The 17059-nt window shown below is 49.8% G+C and carries 13 protein-coding genes, 11 tRNA genes and 2 rRNA genes; 24 read left to right on the top strand and 2 right to left on the bottom strand.

The genetic code is table 11. The features are described from left to right. From V4U84_RS21815 to glmS, 20 genes are all read left to right on the top strand, one after another. A 23S ribosomal RNA gene (locus tag V4U84_RS21815) occupies window positions 1–124 on the top strand; the annotation flags it as partial. A gap of 113 nt (window positions 125–237) precedes the next feature. Continuing rightward, a 5S ribosomal RNA gene (gene rrf / locus V4U84_RS21820) occupies window positions 238–354 on the top strand. Window positions 355–363: 9 nt separating this feature from the next. Next, window positions 364–439 (top strand) — tRNA-Asn (locus tag V4U84_RS21825). 3 nt (window positions 440–442) lie between these two features. Then, window positions 443–518: transfer RNA gene (locus V4U84_RS21830), tRNA-Thr, on the top strand. Window positions 519–529: 11 nt separating this feature from the next. Beyond that, window positions 530–604, top strand: a tRNA-Glu gene (locus tag V4U84_RS21835). 32 nt (window positions 605–636) lie between these two features. Then, window positions 637–712: transfer RNA gene (locus tag V4U84_RS21840), tRNA-Val, on the top strand. 9 nt (window positions 713–721) lie between these two features. After that, window positions 722–796, top strand: a tRNA-Gln gene (locus V4U84_RS21845). Between the two features lie 21 nt (window positions 797–817). After that, window positions 818–890 (top strand) — tRNA-Lys (locus V4U84_RS21850). 11 nt (window positions 891–901) lie between these two features. Then, window positions 902–985, top strand: a tRNA-Leu gene (locus V4U84_RS21855). Between the two features lie 5 nt (window positions 986–990). Next, a tRNA-Gly gene (locus V4U84_RS21860) sits at window positions 991–1065 on the top strand. A gap of 6 nt (window positions 1066–1071) precedes the next feature. Then, window positions 1072–1148 (top strand) — tRNA-Arg (locus tag V4U84_RS21865). 34 nt (window positions 1149–1182) lie between these two features. Further along, window positions 1183–1259 (top strand) — tRNA-Pro (locus V4U84_RS21870). Window positions 1260–1268: 9 nt separating this feature from the next. Then, window positions 1269–1342 (top strand) — tRNA-Gly (locus tag V4U84_RS21875). A gap of 330 nt (window positions 1343–1672) precedes the next feature. Next, window positions 1673–4468, top strand: coding sequence for a phosphoenolpyruvate carboxylase (gene ppc, locus V4U84_RS21880; protein WP_334077974.1), 2796 nt, complete (start codon window positions 1673–1675; stop codon window positions 4466–4468). Window positions 4469–4725: 257 nt separating this feature from the next. Continuing rightward, window positions 4726–5301, top strand: a complete 576-nt coding sequence (sigW, locus tag V4U84_RS21885) for an RNA polymerase sigma factor SigW (protein ID WP_211373383.1) — start codon at window positions 4726–4728, stop codon at window positions 5299–5301. Window positions 5302–5437: 136 nt separating this feature from the next. Then, entirely contained in the window at window positions 5438–6055 is a 618-nt protein-coding gene (locus V4U84_RS21890; RefSeq protein WP_334075420.1) for a zf-HC2 domain-containing protein, read from the top strand. 239 nt (window positions 6056–6294) lie between these two features. Continuing rightward, on the top strand, window positions 6295–7119 hold the full coding sequence (gene cdaA / locus V4U84_RS21895; RefSeq protein ID WP_334075421.1) for a diadenylate cyclase CdaA: 825 nt from the start codon (window positions 6295–6297) through the stop codon (window positions 7117–7119). Beyond that, window positions 7119–8600 (top strand): CdaR family protein, encoded by a 1482-nt coding sequence (locus tag V4U84_RS21900; protein WP_334075422.1) that lies wholly within the window; start codon window positions 7119–7121, stop codon window positions 8598–8600. Before cdaA ends, V4U84_RS21900 begins: the two co-directional genes overlap by 1 nt. Window positions 8601–8727: 127 nt before the next feature. Then, window positions 8728–10092 (top strand): phosphoglucosamine mutase, encoded by a 1365-nt coding sequence (glmM, locus tag V4U84_RS21905; protein WP_334075423.1) that lies wholly within the window; start codon window positions 8728–8730, stop codon window positions 10090–10092. Between the two features lie 659 nt (window positions 10093–10751). Further along, on the top strand, window positions 10752–12584 hold the full coding sequence (gene glmS / locus V4U84_RS21910; RefSeq protein WP_334075424.1) for a glutamine--fructose-6-phosphate transaminase (isomerizing): 1833 nt from the start codon (window positions 10752–10754) through the stop codon (window positions 12582–12584). Between the two features lie 73 nt (window positions 12585–12657). On the opposite strand, the gene V4U84_RS21915 is transcribed toward glmS, so the two are convergent. Further along, window positions 12658–12972, bottom strand: a complete 315-nt coding sequence (locus V4U84_RS21915; protein ID WP_334075425.1) for a hypothetical protein — start codon at window positions 12970–12972, stop codon at window positions 12658–12660. Here V4U84_RS21915 and V4U84_RS27005 point away from each other — a divergent pair. Next, window positions 12862–13098: an IS3 family transposase gene (locus V4U84_RS27005; protein WP_416367286.1), complete on the top strand. Its 237-nt coding sequence runs from the start codon at window positions 12862–12864 to the stop codon at window positions 13096–13098. The two genes, V4U84_RS21915 and V4U84_RS27005, sit on opposite strands and share 111 nt — an antisense overlap. A gap of 185 nt (window positions 13099–13283) precedes the next feature. Here the strand turns inward: V4U84_RS27005 and V4U84_RS21920 are convergent, their stop codons facing one another. Continuing rightward, on the bottom strand, window positions 13284–13454 hold the full coding sequence (locus tag V4U84_RS21920; RefSeq protein ID WP_334077975.1) for a DUF3006 domain-containing protein: 171 nt from the start codon (window positions 13452–13454) through the stop codon (window positions 13284–13286). A gap of 359 nt (window positions 13455–13813) precedes the next feature. Between V4U84_RS21920 and V4U84_RS21925 the strand changes: the two genes are divergently transcribed. The 3 genes from V4U84_RS21925 (at window position 13814) to V4U84_RS21935 (ending at window position 17029) form a co-directional block, all read left to right on the top strand. Then, a complete protein-coding gene (locus V4U84_RS21925; RefSeq protein ID WP_334075426.1) occupies window positions 13814–14164 on the top strand; it encodes a Na-translocating system protein MpsC family protein in 351 nt (116 codons plus the stop codon). 133 nt (window positions 14165–14297) lie between these two features. Beyond that, the gene (gene fdhF / locus V4U84_RS21930; protein ID WP_334075427.1) at window positions 14298–16442 is read left to right on the top strand and encodes a formate dehydrogenase subunit alpha; all 2145 of its coding nucleotides are present in this window, start codon (window positions 14298–14300) and stop codon (window positions 16440–16442) included. Continuing rightward, window positions 16439–17029 (top strand): 4Fe-4S dicluster domain-containing protein, encoded by a 591-nt coding sequence (locus tag V4U84_RS21935; RefSeq protein WP_334075428.1) that lies wholly within the window; start codon window positions 16439–16441, stop codon window positions 17027–17029. Before fdhF ends, V4U84_RS21935 begins: the two co-directional genes overlap by 4 nt. Window positions 17030–17059: the final 30 nt, after the last annotated feature.

The following is a 17059-nucleotide window of genomic DNA, read 5'->3' on the forward strand; positions in this document are numbered from 1 at the left end:
CCCCCTCAAGATGAGATTTCCCAATTAGTAAGACCCCTTGAAGACGACGAGGTTGATAGGCCTGGGGTGGAAGTGCAGCAATGCATGGAGCTGACAGGTACTAATCGGTCGAGGGCTTATCCAAAAACAACTCCAAAAAGTGGCGTCAGGCTGAACAAGCCGATCTGAGCACTTGAGGAGACTAAAACGCAAATACGTTTCGTATCCAGTTTTCAGGTGATCAAACATCTGAACACGTTTGGTGGCGATGGCGGAGGGGTTCCACGCGTACCCATCCCGAACACGACCGTTAAGCCCTCCAGCGCCGATGGTACTTGGACCGAAGGGTCCTGGGAGAGTAGGACGTTGCCAAGCGAACTTTATTCCCTGATAGCTCAGTTGGTAGAGCACTCGACTGTTAATCGAGTTGTCACAGGTTCGAGTCCTGTTCGGGGAGCCATTTGCTCTCATAGCTCAGTAGGTAGAGTGCATCCATGGTAAGGATGAGGTCACCGGTTCGATCCCGGTTGAGAGCTCCATTTTCTTGACTGGCCCGTTGGTCAAGGGGTTAAGACACCTCCCTTTCACGGAGGTAACAGGGGTTCGAATCCCCTACGGGTCACCACCCTTCATTTAATAAAAGCTTCAAATACATATGGAGGCTTAGCTCAGCTGGGAGAGCATCTGCCTTACAAGCAGAGGGTCGGGGGTTCGATCCCCTCAGCCTCCACCATATTGTTAATGGGGATTAGCCAAGCGGTAAGGCAACGGACTTTGACTCCGTCATCCATAGGTTCGAATCCTATATCCCCAGCCATCTTTTTTCTTGTGATTGTATGAGCCATTAGCTCAGTTGGTAGAGCACCTGACTTTTAATCAGGGTGTCGAAGGTTCGAGTCCTTCATGGCTCACTTTTTGAAATGCGCGTGTGGCGGAATTGGCAGACGCACTAGACTTAGGATCTAGCGTCTTTGACGTGGGGGTTCAAGTCCCTCCACGCGCACCATTAATGCGGACGTGGCTCAGCGGTAGAGCATCGCCTTGCCAAGGCGAGGGTCGCGGGTTCGATTCCCGTCGTCCGCTCCATATTATGCGCCCTTAGCTCAGCTGGATAGAGCGTTTGACTACGAATCAAAAGGTCAGGAGTTCGAATCTCTTAGGGCGCGCCACTTTTCAATTTCATAATGGATAACCATCTTATTTCGGGACGTAGCTCAGCTTGGTAGAGCACCTGGTTTGGGACCAGGGGGTCGCATGTTCGAATCGTGTCGTCCCGACCATTATAAGGTGCGGGTGTAGTTCAATGGTAGAACTCCAGCCTTCCAAGCTGGTAGCGTGGGTTCGATTCCCATCACCCGCTCCATTTTATGACAGTAACATCATCCGGTCGATGATGTTTTTTGTTATAACCGGAGGTTTTTTTTAATCTTGCATTTTATTGCTTCACCGTGTTAGGGTAATTAGAGGGTTATCACTCGCAGTTAACTTAATGTTACCTATCCATTTCGCCGAGCAGGACGCCAAGCGTCTTCTTCTGGGGATTACTTCAATTGGAGCTGCGGCATGTACTCGTCAAGGCTCTTCCGCTTTCCTTTAAATTCCTTACAAATAAAGTGAAGATTTTCAGGGAAGTTTATTGTATTATGGTAGGAAAGCTTTTAGAGACGGAATAGGGATGAAATGGGGGAGAAATATGACGGAATTAACGGTAGCAGCCGGCAAAACAAACACCAATAACCTTCTTCGGCGCGATATACGTTTTTTGGGCAATATTCTAGGAGAGGTCCTGGTTCATCAGGGCGGCAATGAACTCTTGGATATTGTCGAGAAGATTCGTGAAGCCAGTAAATCATTGCGTGCCGTATTTTTGCCGGAACTCCACGAAGAGTTCAAGGGAATGATCAATTCCCTCGAGCCGGAAATCCGACACCAAGTAATCCGAGCATTCGCCATTTATTTTCAATTGGTTAATATTGCTGAACAGAATCACCGGATTCGTCGGAAACGGGATTATGAGCGTTCCGCGGGCGAAGCGGTACAAACCGGATCCATCGAAGCCGCGGTGAGAGACTTGAAAGAGCAGGGCTTTTCATTTAGTGAGGCGCAGGAAATTTTGGAGAGCATGTCCCTGGAGCTCGTCATGACAGCTCACCCCACGGAAGCGATGCGCCGTGCGATCTTGGATATTCATAAGCGGATTGCCGACGATGTGATGCAGCTCGATAACCCGACACTGACGTTCCGCGAGCGCGAGCAGCTTAGGGAGAAGCTATTGAACGAAGTCATCACCCTTTGGCAAACCGACGAGCTGCGTGATCGTAAACCGACCGTGCTTGATGAAGTGCGAAATGGGATGTACTATTTTCACGAAACTTTATTTCATGTCTTGCCCGAGGTTTATCAGGAACTGGAACGCTGCCTTTCGAAGTACTATCCGGAGCACTTGTGGCACGTACCTACGTACCTGCGGTTCGGCTCGTGGATCGGCGGGGACCGGGACGGTAACCCTTCTGTAACGGCGAACGTAACCTGGGAGACGCTGAAAATGCAGCGTAAGCTTGCGATCCGCGAGTATCAAGGTCAACTGTCGGAACTGTTCAAATACCTCAGCTTCAGCACTTCCATCGTGGACGTAACGGATGAGTTGCTTGCTTCGATTCAAAGAGACCGACTGCAAGTCACGCTGAAGAAAACGCCGCAATGGAACAATGAGAAGGAACCGTATCGCATCAAACTTACCTACATGACGGAGAAGCTTCACAACGTGCTGGATGAGGCGAAGAAAAATACTTCCGAACGTTACGCCGATGTGAACGGATTAATTGAGGATCTGAAAATTATTGACCGCAGCTTGCGTCATCATTATGCGGATTACGTTGCGGATACGCACATCAAGAAGTTGATCCGTATGGTGGAGCTGTTCGGATTCCATACCGCTACCCTGGATATACGTCAGCACAGCAAGGAACACGAGAACGCCATGACGGAAGTTTTGGCAAACATGAATATCGTCAGCAACTATGCGGAGCTGGGGGAAGAGGAGAAGGTGGCACTGCTGGAACGTCTTTTGAACGATCCGCGTCCGTTGACCTCCCCTTATCAGGAATACAGCGAGAGCACGACGGAGTGCTTGAATGTTTATCGGACGGTTTTCGAGGCGCAAAGAGAGTTCGGCAAGCAGTGCATCACAAGCTACCTGATCAGTATGGCCGAAGCGGCCAGCGATATTCTGGAGGTTATGGTATTCGCGAAGGAAGTCGGACTATTCCACAAGGAAGCCGATGGCACGGTCGTATGCACGCTGCAATCCGTCCCGCTCTTTGAAACGATCGACGATCTGCATGAAGCGCCAGGTATTATGCGCCGACTGTTCAATATGCCGATCTATCGCCAATCCGTAGCGGCTATGAATGACTTGCAGGAAATTATGCTTGGTTACTCCGACAGCAACAAAGACGGCGGCGTAGTGACCGCGAACTGGGAGCTTCGGGTTGCTTTGAAGCAAATTACGGCAGCGGCAAAAGATTTCGGCGTGAAGCTGAAATTCTTCCACGGCCGGGGCGGTGCGCTAGGACGCGGCGGAATGCCGCTAAACCGCAGTATTCTGGTCCAACCTCCCGAAACGATCGGCGGAGGTATCAAAATCACCGAGCAGGGCGAAGTGATCTCCTCCCGTTATTCGTTGAAAGGCATTGCCTACCGCAGCCTCGAAACGGCCACATCGGCGCTGATTACATCGGCGATTCAGGCCAAGCTGCATACGGACCATCATCCGGAAGAGGATAAGTGGGACGCGATTATCGCCGGGATCTCGGAAACCTCGCTGAACAAATATCAGGATTTGGTATTCCGTGAGCCGGATTTCCTGAAGTTCTTTAAAGAATCGACACCGCTTGGGGAAGTCGGCGAACTGAATATCGGCTCCAGACCGTCCAAACGCAAGAATAGCGACCGCTTTGAGGATTTACGGGCTATCCCATGGGTTTTCGCCTGGACGCAAAGCCGCTACTTGTTCCCGGCCTGGTACGCTGCCGGAACAGGTTTATTTAACTACTATCAAGGCAAGGAAGAGAACCTGAAGGTGCTTCAGGAGATGTACCAAAATTCCACGTTCTTCAAATCCTTGATCGATACGTTGCAATTTGCCCTGATCAAGGCCGATCTGGTCATTGCCAAGGAATACGCCAAAATGTGCAACGATGCGGAGGCGAAGGAACGGATTTTCGGGCAGATCGAACAGGAATTCCTCCTTACCAAGGACATGATTCTAAAGATTACCGCGGTATCGGAAATTCTGGACAACAACCCGGCGCTGCAGGAATCCATTAAACAGCGGAATCCCTATGTTGACCCGCTAAGTTATCTGCAAGTACAGCTGCTTCTTGAACTGCGCGCCATTCGCGATGCGGGGCAGGATGACCCGGTATTGCTTCGCGAGGTGCTCCTTACCATTAACGGAATCGCCGCAGGGCTCCGGAATACGGGCTGATCCTCTCCAGGGCGACTAGAGGGAATTTAAAAGCAGGCAAGCCGGTCCTTTCCGATAGGAGAGGATACGGCTTGCTTTTTTTATCTTCGATGATTTTGATAATGGCGAGATGCGGGAATAGTATTGCAATTTACATAGAGTTGAATTAACATTTGAATGAAGTGCCGACGGCCGGAGTTACGTTAAAGGGCTCGGGAAACGGAAGGCCGGATAAGCAAGTGTCCCGAATACGCCCATCCAAGGATTTGGGGGAACATATGGTGGTGGACCATTTCGAAGCGAGACTGGTAAAGCTGGCCCGTAAAGGTGATCAGGGCGCTTTTGCCGAGCTCGTTGATTTATATAAGGATAAGATTTTTCATTTGGCATACCGGATGTTGTCCAATCGGCATGAAGCGGAGGACATCGTTCAGGAGGCTTTTCTTCGCGTTTACAAAAATTTTCACCGGTACGACGACAAACAGAAATTCTCGACATGGATTTATCGGATAGCAACCAACCTGTGCATTGATCGCTTGCGCAAAAGAAAGCCCAGCTACTATCTGGACGCCGAGGTCAACGATCAGGAGGGGATGGACGGCTATACGTTGATTCCCGGAGACGAGAGAACGCCGGAATCGGAGTATTTGCTTTCCGAGACGCAACAGATGATTCATCAGGCGATTGAAGGCTTGCCCGCGAAATATAAGTCGGTCATCGTGCTGCGGTATTTGCAGGATCTGTCGCTGCAGGAAATCGGGGACGTATTGGACATGCCGGTGACAACGGTAAAAACCAGAGTTCACCGCGGGCGCGAATTTTTACGGAAGAAGCTTGAACACAAGATGAACTGAGGGGCTCGTTTAATTTAACTATTGTTGCGATTTTTTTATGAAACGCTTTGTTCGGTCGAACGTAATGTAAGATAGGACGACTATGCCAATAGAGAGTATTGGTTATCCATAGATTGAACTGAAAGGATTGGCGGATATGGATTGCAAACATGCCTCTTCCATGATACATGATTATCTGGACGACGATTTAACGCAGGAACAGGCCCTGAAGCTGAAAGGACACCTATCAGGCTGTTCGGCGTGCAGTGCACGGTTTCATGAGCTGGAGCAAACCGATATGATGTTGTTTGCAACCCTCAGACACAACGCTGTTTCCGCATCGGATGAACTCGTCGACCGGATCATGGGGAACATTCCGAAGCAGCGAAAGCAAGCGGCCTGGATCGGCTGGATACGCCGGCACCCGGCTTTGACGTCTGCGGCCATATTCCTGGTAGTGATGCTCTTCAGCGCGATTTCTTTATGGGATAGCGATGATCAGTTAGTTGTGAAGACTGCGGATCTGGATCAAGTGATTATTAACGGAGATACGGTTACCGTACCGAGCGGTTCAACCATTGCGGGAAATCTGACGGTAGAGAACGGGAAGGCGGAAATTTACGGCGATGTGCAGGGCAATTTAACGGTCATTGACGGTTCTTATTATCAGGCCTCTACGGCACATATTGCCGGAGAGGTCAAGAGCATTGACCAGGCTTTGGACTGGATATGGTACAGAATTACCAATCTGTTTACGGAAGTCGCCTACAAATAGCGGTAAGGACGCAAGCGGCGCCTCCCTTAAGGGACGGGGGGCCGTTTGTTTTTTTAACTTTAGGAAAAAATTTCTTGTAGTGACGAATCATTCTAATTTTCTCGGGTGCTTGCATCTGCTTGGGGAACGTTATAACCTAGAAGTTAAGGGGAACATATAAAGACGAGGTAACAAAGGGATGTACATAAACGTTTCTTTTTCGACGGGTCGTCAAACGGAAACTTTTTGGGGGTTGCACCATGGATTATTTTGCAAACTTAACGTGGCAGGATTACATCAAAGACATTATCGATATCCTGATCGTTACCTATATAATATATCATTTGATTTTATTGGTTAGGGGAACCAGGGCGATTCAACTGCTCAAAGGGATATTAGTCCTTGTGGTCATTTGGGCGGTAAGCACCTGGTTTGATTTGTATACGTTGAAGTGGCTCATGAATCAAATGTTTACGTTTGGCGTCCTGGCAATCTTTATCATTTTCCAGCCGGAGCTGAGAAGGGCTCTTGAACAGCTGGGACGGGGCAAACTATTCGGCCGGAGCACCGCGGATGAGGAGGAATTCGGCAAGCAAATCGGTGAGGTCATTAAGGCAATAAACTTTTTATCCCGTAGAAAAATCGGGGCATTAATTGTATTTGAGCGTAACACGGGACTGAACGAATACACCGAATCAGGTATAAAAATGCAATCGATGATCTCCTCCGAGCTCTTGATCAATATTTTTATCCCGAATACGCCGCTCCATGACGGAGCCGTTATCATTCAGGGGCACCGAATAGCGGCCGCGGCATGCTACCTCCCCCTGTCGGAAAACCCGTTTATCAGCAAAGAGTTGGGGACCAGACACCGTGCGGCTATCGGGATCAGCGAAGTGGGCGACGGCATTTCAATCGTAGTGTCTGAGGAAACCGGGCAAATCTCTTTAGCGATAGAGGGACAAGTGGTTAGAGATATTAATGAAGAATCGCTGATTTCCAAACTTTATGAGGAGCTCGGCCCGAATTCGGGACAGAACGAAAAGCGCAAGCCCTTCTGGAAGAAGAAGGGGGGCTTGAAGTAATGGATAAGTGGATCAACCATAACAATTTTGCCAAAGTGATCGCTCTTATTATCAGCGTTATTCTTTGGGCTATGGTTCATATCGATAGCGGAACACCGGTTGCTCCCACCACTATGATCAAATCCAAGGTGATCGATAATGTGAAGATACAGGTGACCGGCTTCGACAGTGATAAATATGTACTCTATGATCTGGAACCGGACAAAGTCAGGCTGGAAGTCAGCGGGAAGCGGACGGACTTAACCACCAATTTTTCTGATTATAAAGTGAAGCTGAATTTGAAAAATATAGGACCGGGGACGATTACCCTTCCATTGACCCATGAACTTCCTCCCGGAGTTGAGCTGATTTCCATGGAGCCTTCCATTATAAAAGTAACGATTGAAGCCAAGGAAACCAAAGAGGTCCCGGTGACGATCGTAACCAAAGGGAGCCCGGGGGGAGGCGTGCAGGCCGGCATTCCGTTAGTCGAGGGAGCCGGTACGGTTCAGGTGACGCTGCCGGAAAGCGAAATCGGCGAGCTTCAAATGGTGCAGGGAACCGTGGATATCACCGGGCTTACAGCCCCGTTAAAAGGCAAAAGCGTCAAGCTCACTGCATATGATAAACAGGGGCAGGTCATGAAGAACGCGGAAATATCGCCGGGCTCCGTGGATGTGAGTGTCCCGATTAACAAGCTTTACAAAAATGTGCCTCTGGAGATTCGGGAAGTCGGGAAGCTGCCCGACGGCTATGTCCTGGCCAGTGTGAATTCAAATGTGGAAGGGGCTGCAATTTATGGGTCGAAAGAAATGCTTGAGGGCATTTCTTCCTATCCGGTCACAGTAGATTTGAGCCAATTTCAAGGCACTACGGAGACCAGGTACAAGGTGGACTTGACTCCTCCAGACGGTTTTGAGAAAATCGAGCCGAGCTCTGTTGAGATCACCGTCAAAATTGAACCTGCCGGGCAGAAGCTGATCGAGAACGTTCCGGTCACCTTGCTGAACGTGAACGATACACTCACGGAGAAGTTCCTTCATCCGGCCAATGCGAAGGTTTCGCTGACGGTTTATGGAGCGAAGGAACTGCTGAGTAAGCTGAGTGCCGAGGATCTTACGGCGACAGCCGATCTATCCGGGCTGGGCCAGGGAGTCCATACGGTTCCCGTCATCGTGAAGCTCCCGCAGTTTTTGGAGTTGTCGGAACCGGGGAAATCGTTGACGGCTAAAATTGAGCTGTCGCCGAAGGGGAAGCCTGCAACGACAGTGCCGGAGGAAGAGAAATCCACAGGGACTGAGGCGCCGGAGATTCCGCCTCCAGCGGAGGAGCAGCCGGGGCAGAACAGCTCGGGCGGCGACGCGGGGAATTCTTCCGGCAGCACCGGCGGAAGCAGCGGTGAGACCGGAAATGCCGGGAATGCGGGGAACTCCGGGAATGCCGAAAGTACAGGAAGTGCGGGGAACAGTGAAAACGGTGATAAAACGGAAGCGGACTCATAAAATTCGAGCAAGTCAATCCGAAATACCAGGCAGAAAATAAAGAACCAGCGGGAAGAGAAAAACCATGAAGCTGCCGCTATACAACAGAAACGGGCGAAGCTTCAGAACATGTCGAAGGAGTGAAATCATGGGCAAGTATTTTGGCACGGATGGAGTAAGAGGAATCGCAAACAAGGAATTAACCGCAGAGATGGCTTATCAAATCGGCCGCTGCGGGGGCTATGTTCTGGCTGGTCAGGTGCCGAAGCCAAAAGTCGTTATCGGGATGGATACCCGAATCTCCGGGGTCATGTTTGAATCCGCTCTGGTCGCCGGGCTGCTTTCCATTGGCGCGGATGTCATTCGTCTGGGGGTCGTTACAACGCCTGCGGTGGCATATCTGACCAGACTGCTGAAAGCGGACGCCGGCGTTATGATCTCGGCTTCGCACAATCCGGTAGAGGATAACGGGATTAAGTTCTTCGGCAGCGACGGGTTCAAGCTTTCCGACGAGACTGAATTGCGGATCGAAGAATTGATGGATAAAGAGGTAGACGAGCTTCCTCGTCCGGTCGGTGGGGGATTGGGTACGGTAACGGTAGATAATGACTCTAAATTTAAATATCTGGCTCATCTGAAAACCACGATTAGCACTTCCTTCGAAGGATTGAAAATCGTGCTGGATTGCGCCAACGGCGCAGCTTATGAATTGGCACCGAAATTATTCCGGGAATTGGGCGCCGAAATCCATACGATCGGGGCGGAGCCTAACGGCTTGAATATCAACGACCATTGCGGCTCCACGCATCCGGAGAAGCTCAAAGAGGAAGTGATCCGGCTGGGAGCGGATTTGGGGCTCGCTTTTGACGGGGATGCGGACCGTCTGATCGCGATTGACGAAAAGGGAGAGGAAGTCGACGGTGACTATATCCTCTGCATTTGCGGCGACGCCATGAACCGGGCGGGCAAGCTGAAGGACAGCACCATCGTATCCACAGTGATGAGCAATTTCGGTTTCTATAAGGCGACGGCCAAGCTGGCGCTGAATACGCAGCAGACAGCTGTCGGCGACCGTTATGTCATGGCTGAAATGATCCGTGGCGGCTATAACCTCGGGGGAGAGCAGTCCGGCCACGTGATCTTCCTGGATTACAATACGACGGGCGATGGCATTCTCACGGCGATTCAATTGGTGGACACGATGAAGGCGGCCGGAAAACCGCTTAGCGAGCTGAAAAAAGTAATGAGACAGTATCCGCAAGTGCTCGTTAATGTGCGCGTTCAGGATAAGAGCCGGTTTGCGGGCAATACGGCGATTGAAGAGGCCATTGCCAGCGTGGAGCGGCAACTTGGCGACAACGGCCGTGTTCTGGTGCGTCCATCCGGTACGGAGTCGCTGATCCGCGTCATGGCGGAAGGCCCTGAAAAGGCGGAGCTCGAGCAGCTCGTGGCCCATATCGCTTCCGTGGTGGAGAAGGAACTGTCCAATAAGGATGAATCGGTTGTTCTGTGACTTTTTGCATAATTTCAAAAATAAGCCGCTGGCACTGGGAATTTCCAGTTTCAGCGGCTTATTCTTTGGGTAAGCCTGAAAAGGGCGGGTCATGTTGATCAGGACAACATGATCATTGCCAAATGTCTCAAGGATGCATATAATAAGCATATTCAATAAAAGAAAGTGAGGGCAGTGAGGTTGTCGGAAGTGAAAAGCGCCAGAGCTTCATTTCGCGCGAGAACGTTCTCCGGGTAGCGGCAGGTAGGCAAGTTGCCTGTAACTGCGGGAAATCCGGAATCAGGGCGAATCGGCAAAGGGAAGCTGACGAGGTGGAGGTGTTCGAGTTGTTCGGCGGGGGCCTCCCGGTGATGCATCGCACCGTGACCGCAAGGGCAAAAGGAATGGGCGACCGTTCTCACAAACCTTACGGGCCGATGTTAGGATCCATAGTTGGATCCATCGAGTCGTTTATTCATGAGTGTTTGCAGGAGACGCGGAAATATCGCGGTGAACGGAGAAGCATGGACATTCATGAAAGTAGGCATTGTTACGTGTAACTTTTCTGATTTTTCATAAAAATTGAATAGTTCTTTCTCTGTGGAGCCGCGCTTATCTCTCCGCTTGTTTTCTCCTGCCCTAAAAAATTTGGGTGAGATGAAACGGAGGATATATATATTATGTGTGGTATCGTTGGATATATCGGGAAGAGAGACACGCAGACGGTTTTGCTGGAAGGACTTAAGAAGCTGGAGTACCGCGGGTATGATTCGGCGGGGATTGCGGTGTTTACGCAGAACGGACTGCAAATTGCCAAATCGATCGGCCGCCTGGCTAACCTCGAGTCCAAGCTGGAAGGAGCTCCATTGGTAGGTACGGCCGGAATCGGTCATACCCGTTGGGCAACGCACGGCAAACCGTCGGATGTCAATTCGCATCCGCATACCGACCATAGCCAGAAGTTCTCGGTCGTGCATAACGGCATTGTCGAAAACTACCTGGACCTGAAAGAAGAGCTGATTTCCCAAGGTTATGAGTTCGTTTCGGAGACGGATACGGAAGTCATTTCCCATCTCGTGGCTCGCGAATACGAGGGGGATATCGTCAAAGCGGTTCAGAAAGCGATCAGCTATATGCGCGGCGCTTTTGCTCTGGGCGTATTAACGGAGTACGAGCCGAATAAACTGGTAGCCGTACGTCAAGCAAGCCCGTTGATTATCGGTCTGGGCGAAGGGGAGAACTTTATCGGTTCCGATATCCCGGCAATTCTGAACTATACGCGGAATGTGTATATTTTGAATGATGGGGAAATGGCCGTATTGACCGAAGACGCTGTCGAATTGATGACCATTGAGGGGAATTTTATTTCTCGGGAAATGATTTCTGTCGATTGGGATGCCGTCACTGCAGAAAAAGGCGGGTATGACCATTTCATGCTGAAGGAAATCCACGAGCAGCCGAATGCTTACCGGAACACGATGCTGGGCCGGATCGACGAAAGCGGACGCAAGGTCGTATTCCCTGGTCTGAATCTGTCCGATGAGAAAATCCGCTCCATCAACAGTATTCATGTTATCGCGTGCGGTACGGCTTATCATGCCGGTCTCGTTGGCGGAGCTGCTATCGAACGTCTGGTTCGCATTCCGGTGGCGTTTGATGTCGCTTCCGAATATCGCTACCGTTCGCCATTGATTACGCCGGAAACGCTGGTTATCGTCGTGAGCCAATCCGGTGAAACGGCAGATACACTGGCTGCCCTCCGTGAAGCTCATGCGAACGGCGCTCATGTTCTGGCCGTCACCAACGTGGTCGGCAGTTCGATCGCTCGCGACGCGGACGATGTTATCGCAACGCTGGCTGGTCCGGAAATTGCCGTGGCTTCGACCAAAGCGTATACTTCCCAGTTGATTGCATTCTACCTGTTCGGCCTTTACCTGGCGCAAGTACGCGGTACGCAAACCGAAGAGGAAATTGCCCATGTGATTGCCGCTATGCAGGCACTGCCTGAGCAAGTGGAGAGCATGCTGGAGAACTCGGATGCGATCAAAGCCTATGCCGAGCAAATTTCCACGCATGAGCATCTGTTCTTTATCGGCCGCGGTCTGGACTTTGCCGTTGCGCAAGAGGGTTCGCTCAAGCTGAAGGAGATCTCTTACATTCACTCCGAAGCTTATGCGGCCGGTGAGTTGAAACATGGTACGCTGGCGCTGATTGAAGAGGGAATTCCGGTCATCGCTCTGGCGACCCAAGAATCCGTCCTGGAAAAAATGGTCAGCAACATCAAGGAAGTGAAGGCGCGCGGCGCCGACGTTATGGCAATTACGCATGAAGAGCATGTCGCCGGCTTGCTGAAATCCGTCGATCAAGCCTTCGCCATTCCGAAGACACTGCCGCTGTTGACACCGGCTCTGTCCGTCGTGCCGCTGCAGCTTCTGGCTTACTACGCTTCCCTGGCCCGCGGCAACGATGTCGACAAGCCGCGCAACCTGGCGAAGAGCGTGACGGTTGAGTAAACGTTAGAAGTCGTAAAAGACAGGGAGCCCGAGCGTTCGATTCGTGGCTCCCTTTTAAAATGCTAAAAAAACATTATACATACTTTATAATTGGTGGTGAAAATGTTGAATGACATTGGCCATAAAATAAAATGTATCCGTAAAGAAAACAATTTAAACCAAGTTCAATTTGCAAAAAGCATAGGAATTTCTCAAGGGAACCTGAGCGAGATTGCTTAAGCGATACGGTATAAAGGCTAGTATGTCCAGAAAGGGAAACTGCTGGGATAATGCCTCCATGGAGAACTTTTTCAGCCATTTTAAAACCGAGTGTTTCCATCTCCACTCTTTTCACTCTGCCAAGCAGGTGAAGCATGCTGCCCAGCAATACATTCGCTTTTACAACCATGCACGTTTCCAGACGAAACTAAACAACCTGAGTCCGTATGAATACCGCACTCAGGCTGCTCTTTTTTCATTTGCGCCCTTTTCCGTCCAAAGAAATAAACTATACACTGAGAAAAGAAAGTATTAGACAGGAGGAAACACTTCATTAAGTCCGCTTCAAGGAGTACGGATTGAGAGGTAATACTGGTCAGATAAAAACAACTATGTCGAATCAAGAACCAAATGGGGTATGACTATTTTTGAATAGATCGACGATGTGAGTCAGGTAACTACATAAAAAATGCCCCGGATTTTCACCGGGGGGCAATAAAATTAATCTTCGAATAGCTCCTCCATTAATTCGCTGATTTCTTCTTTACGTGACTTTGTATCCTCATTATCAATCGTGATCTTGTTCTTTTGGAATATAAGAGAATCACCGGCCTTAACCTCTGCAGGTAACTCTGACTTCAGGATATCTTCGGTTTTTTCGGTCAATCTCAATAACAGCATATTCACCTTCGAAGCGATCAATTATGCCCTTCCGCATTTCTTTGGCCCCCTCATTCAATTAAATATGGTTACAATGTGTAGAACTTAGATAAGGTAGCTAGCAAAGAGCAGTAAAGGTCTGAACCCGGAAGGAAAAGCGGAATTTAGAACTCTGCTGCTCTTTTTTAAATATCGTTAGATTGAACAAGCATTTTAGGAATTTACGGATATCATGTAAGAAGTGGATGAAATCACGTTGAAATGAAAGGATTTGACCTTTTTTGTGGTTTGACAATCTTTATTGGGTAGGCTTAACATGTAATTAATTAAATAAATTACCATAATAGGGATGTTAAGGCTGGGATGTAGTGATGTCTGAGACTGTTTTTGAATGCCAGGAGAAGGTGCGAAGACTTGCCGTTAAGATTGTGAAGCATTATCGCGGAAAAGGTCCGGAGAATGTAAAGGTTAGGATGGAGGATGACTCCTTAATCATTATAGAGATTCGTGGAATTCTCTCCAGTTTATCTGAAATTTTGCTCAAAGAAGGTGCAGTACATTTAGTTACAGAATACTGGAAGGTGCTGAAGCCTTATTTGGAGAGAGAGTTTATGGCAGAAATCGTAGAAACGCTTGGCAGCCCGTTTACATATACCTGGAAGATCGAAGACCCGAATCCAGGGGATAGGGCAATTATTATTCAATTGAATAAATCGGTTTGATTAGAGAGAATGGACGTTTGCTCCTTAGCTTTTTAATAAGCCAGTACATTGTGTATTTCTGATTATACCTTGTATTGGCTTATTTTTTTGTTGCTATAATTGTGCAAAAAATCACAAGTAGAGGTGAGGAACTATGGAGAATAAAGTGCTGACTGTATGTCCGTATTGTGGAAGTGGTTGTCAGATGAATTTAATAGTTGAGGAGGGGAAAATCGTAGGCGCTGAACCAGCGGATGGAAGAACGAACGAAGGGAACCTATGCCTGAAAGGTCATTATGGATGGGATTTTCTGAATGATCCGCAGATTCTTACCGCCCGAATCCGCAAGCCGATGATTCGTAAAGCAGGGTCACTGGTAGAGGTATCTTGGGACGAAGCTATTCAGTATACGGCCGAGAAACTAACAGCAATCAAGGAAAAGTACGGACCGGATGCAATCATGGGAACCGGTTCAGCCCGTGGCCCGGGAAATGAAGCCAATTATGTCATGCAAAAATTTATGCGCGCTGTTATCGGAACCAATAATGTTGACCATTGCGCTAGGGTATGTCACGGGCCGTCCGTAGCAGGGCTTACCTATTCGCTTGGGGATGGCGCAATGTCCAATTCAATTCCTGAAATTGAGGACACGGATCTGTTGTTTATTTTTGGATACAATGCAGCGGTTACCCATCCCATTGTGGCGAGAAGAATTGTGAGTGCGAAGCAGAAGGGCGCAACGATCATCGTAACCGATCCCCGCAAGACGGAGTCGGCCCGTATTGCAGATACTTGGCTGCCCCTTAAAGGCGGCACGAACATGGCGCTTGTCAATGCCTTTGGTCATGTGTTAATTGCTGAGGAGTTATACGACAAGCAGTATGTTGAGAAATATGTGGAAGGTTTTGCGGAATATAAAGCCACTGTACAGAAATATACACCTGAATATGCGGAGAGCATTACAGGTGTGCAAGCGGCTGAAATCCGCAAAGTAATGAGGCAATATGCGAGTGCGAACAAGGCGATGATCCTGTACGGTATGGGGGTATGTCAATTTGCCCAAGCCGTGGACGTTGTAAAGGGCCTGGCTTCACTGGCGCTTCTGACCGGTAACTTAGGCAGACCTGGCGTCGGGATTGGTCCGGTCCGCGGCCAAAATAATGTACAGGGTTCCTGCGATATGGGGGCATTGCCAAATGTCTACCCGGGGTACCAGTCTGTTACGGATGACAAGATCCGCAAAAAATTTGAAAAGGCCTGGGGAGTGGCTTTGCCCCGCAAAGTCGGGTATCGGATTACCGAGATTCCTCATCTCGTTCTAAAGGAAGACAAGGTGAAAGCCTATTATATTTTTGGCGAAGATCCGGTGCAGAGCGATCCGAATGCTTCAGAAGTGAGAGAGACACTGGATAAATTAGAATTTGTAATTGTCCAGGACATCTTCATGAACAAGACGGCCCTGCATGCCGATGTGATTTTGCCGGCCACCTCCTGGGGTGAGCATGACGGGGTCTACTCTTCAGCCGACCGTGGATTCCAGCGGATTAGAAAGGCGATCGAGCCGCCGGGTGAAGTGAAACCCGATTGGCAAATTATCAGCGAGCTTGCCACAGCGATGGGCTACCCGATGTCCTACCGGAATACGGAAGAAATATGGGATGAGATGAGGGGGCTCTCCCCATCGTTTGCCGGAGCCAGTTATCGGAAGATGGAAGAGCAGGGCAGTGTTCAGTGGCCATGTCCGTCTGAAGACCATCCGGGCACACCGTATTTATATGAGGGTAACCGGTTTACCACTTCCAGCGGTAAAGGACAGCTGTTTGCCTGCGAATGGAGGGCACCGCTGGAGCAGCCGGATCAGGAATATCCGTTGTCCTTGTCCACCGTGCGTGAGGTAGGGCATTATTCAGTTCGGACGATGACCGGCAACTGCCGTGCCCTCAGTCAACTGTCGGATGAACCTGGTTTTATCCAAATGAGTCCGGAGGACGGGTCAAGCTTAGGGATTGAAGACGGCCAGCTTGTACATGTGGTATCCCGCCGGGGCAGAGTATTAGCCCGGGCACAGATCAGCAACCGTGTAAAAACCGGGGCCACCTATATGACCTACCATTTCTGGATTGGGGCCTGCAATGAGCTGACGGGTGACTATCTGGACCCGGTATCCAAAACCCCGGAATACAAGTATTGTGCGATCCGTATCGAGAAAATTGCAGATCAGCTGCGTGCGGAACAACAGGTTCAGCAGGAATATGAAGCGCTCAGAGCGCAGATGCATGTGGAGGCGAGACCGGTATGAATAATGTACAGCCGAATCCGTTTGTCATTGCCGAAGCGGGCAAATGTATAGGCTGCAAGGCGTGTGAACTGGCATGTTTCGCGGTTCATAACGATCACAATGGGGTTGGGGCGGCGGTGGGTACCGTTACGGTACCGGTTATTCCCCGCCTGCATGTCGTTCGAACAGAGAGCTTCACATTGCCGGTCCAATGCCGCCAGTGCGAAAATGCGCCCTGTGCGGAAGCTTGTCCGGTTCAGGCGATTCGGCGGGTGGAGGGGACGATAGTTATTCATGAAGAGAGCTGCATAGGCTGCAAAGGCTGTGCTATGGCTTGTCCGTTTGGAGCTATCAGTCTGAACAAAGCATTCAGCAACGGCAAGGTAGTCCCGCAGATTCACCTGAAGGAGCGGCAGCATAATGCGATGGTACATAGCGCCAAAGTGATCGCTTATAAATGTGACTTATGCCGGACCAGGGACCAAAGGGATGGAGCTTTGGGAAACGTTCCGGCTTGTGTAGAGGTCTGTCCGGTAGAGGCACTGTCACTGGTTTATCCGGATACCAGTGTATCCAGGTCGCGGACAGCTGCGGCTATGCGACTGTAATACCACTTCAATTCAGAAAAGAAGGTTGCG

Origin of the sequence: Paenibacillus sanfengchensis, from assembly GCF_036864765.1 — a bacterium.
Classification (GTDB): domain Bacteria; phylum Bacillota; class Bacilli; order Paenibacillales; family Paenibacillaceae; genus Fontibacillus; species Fontibacillus sanfengchensis.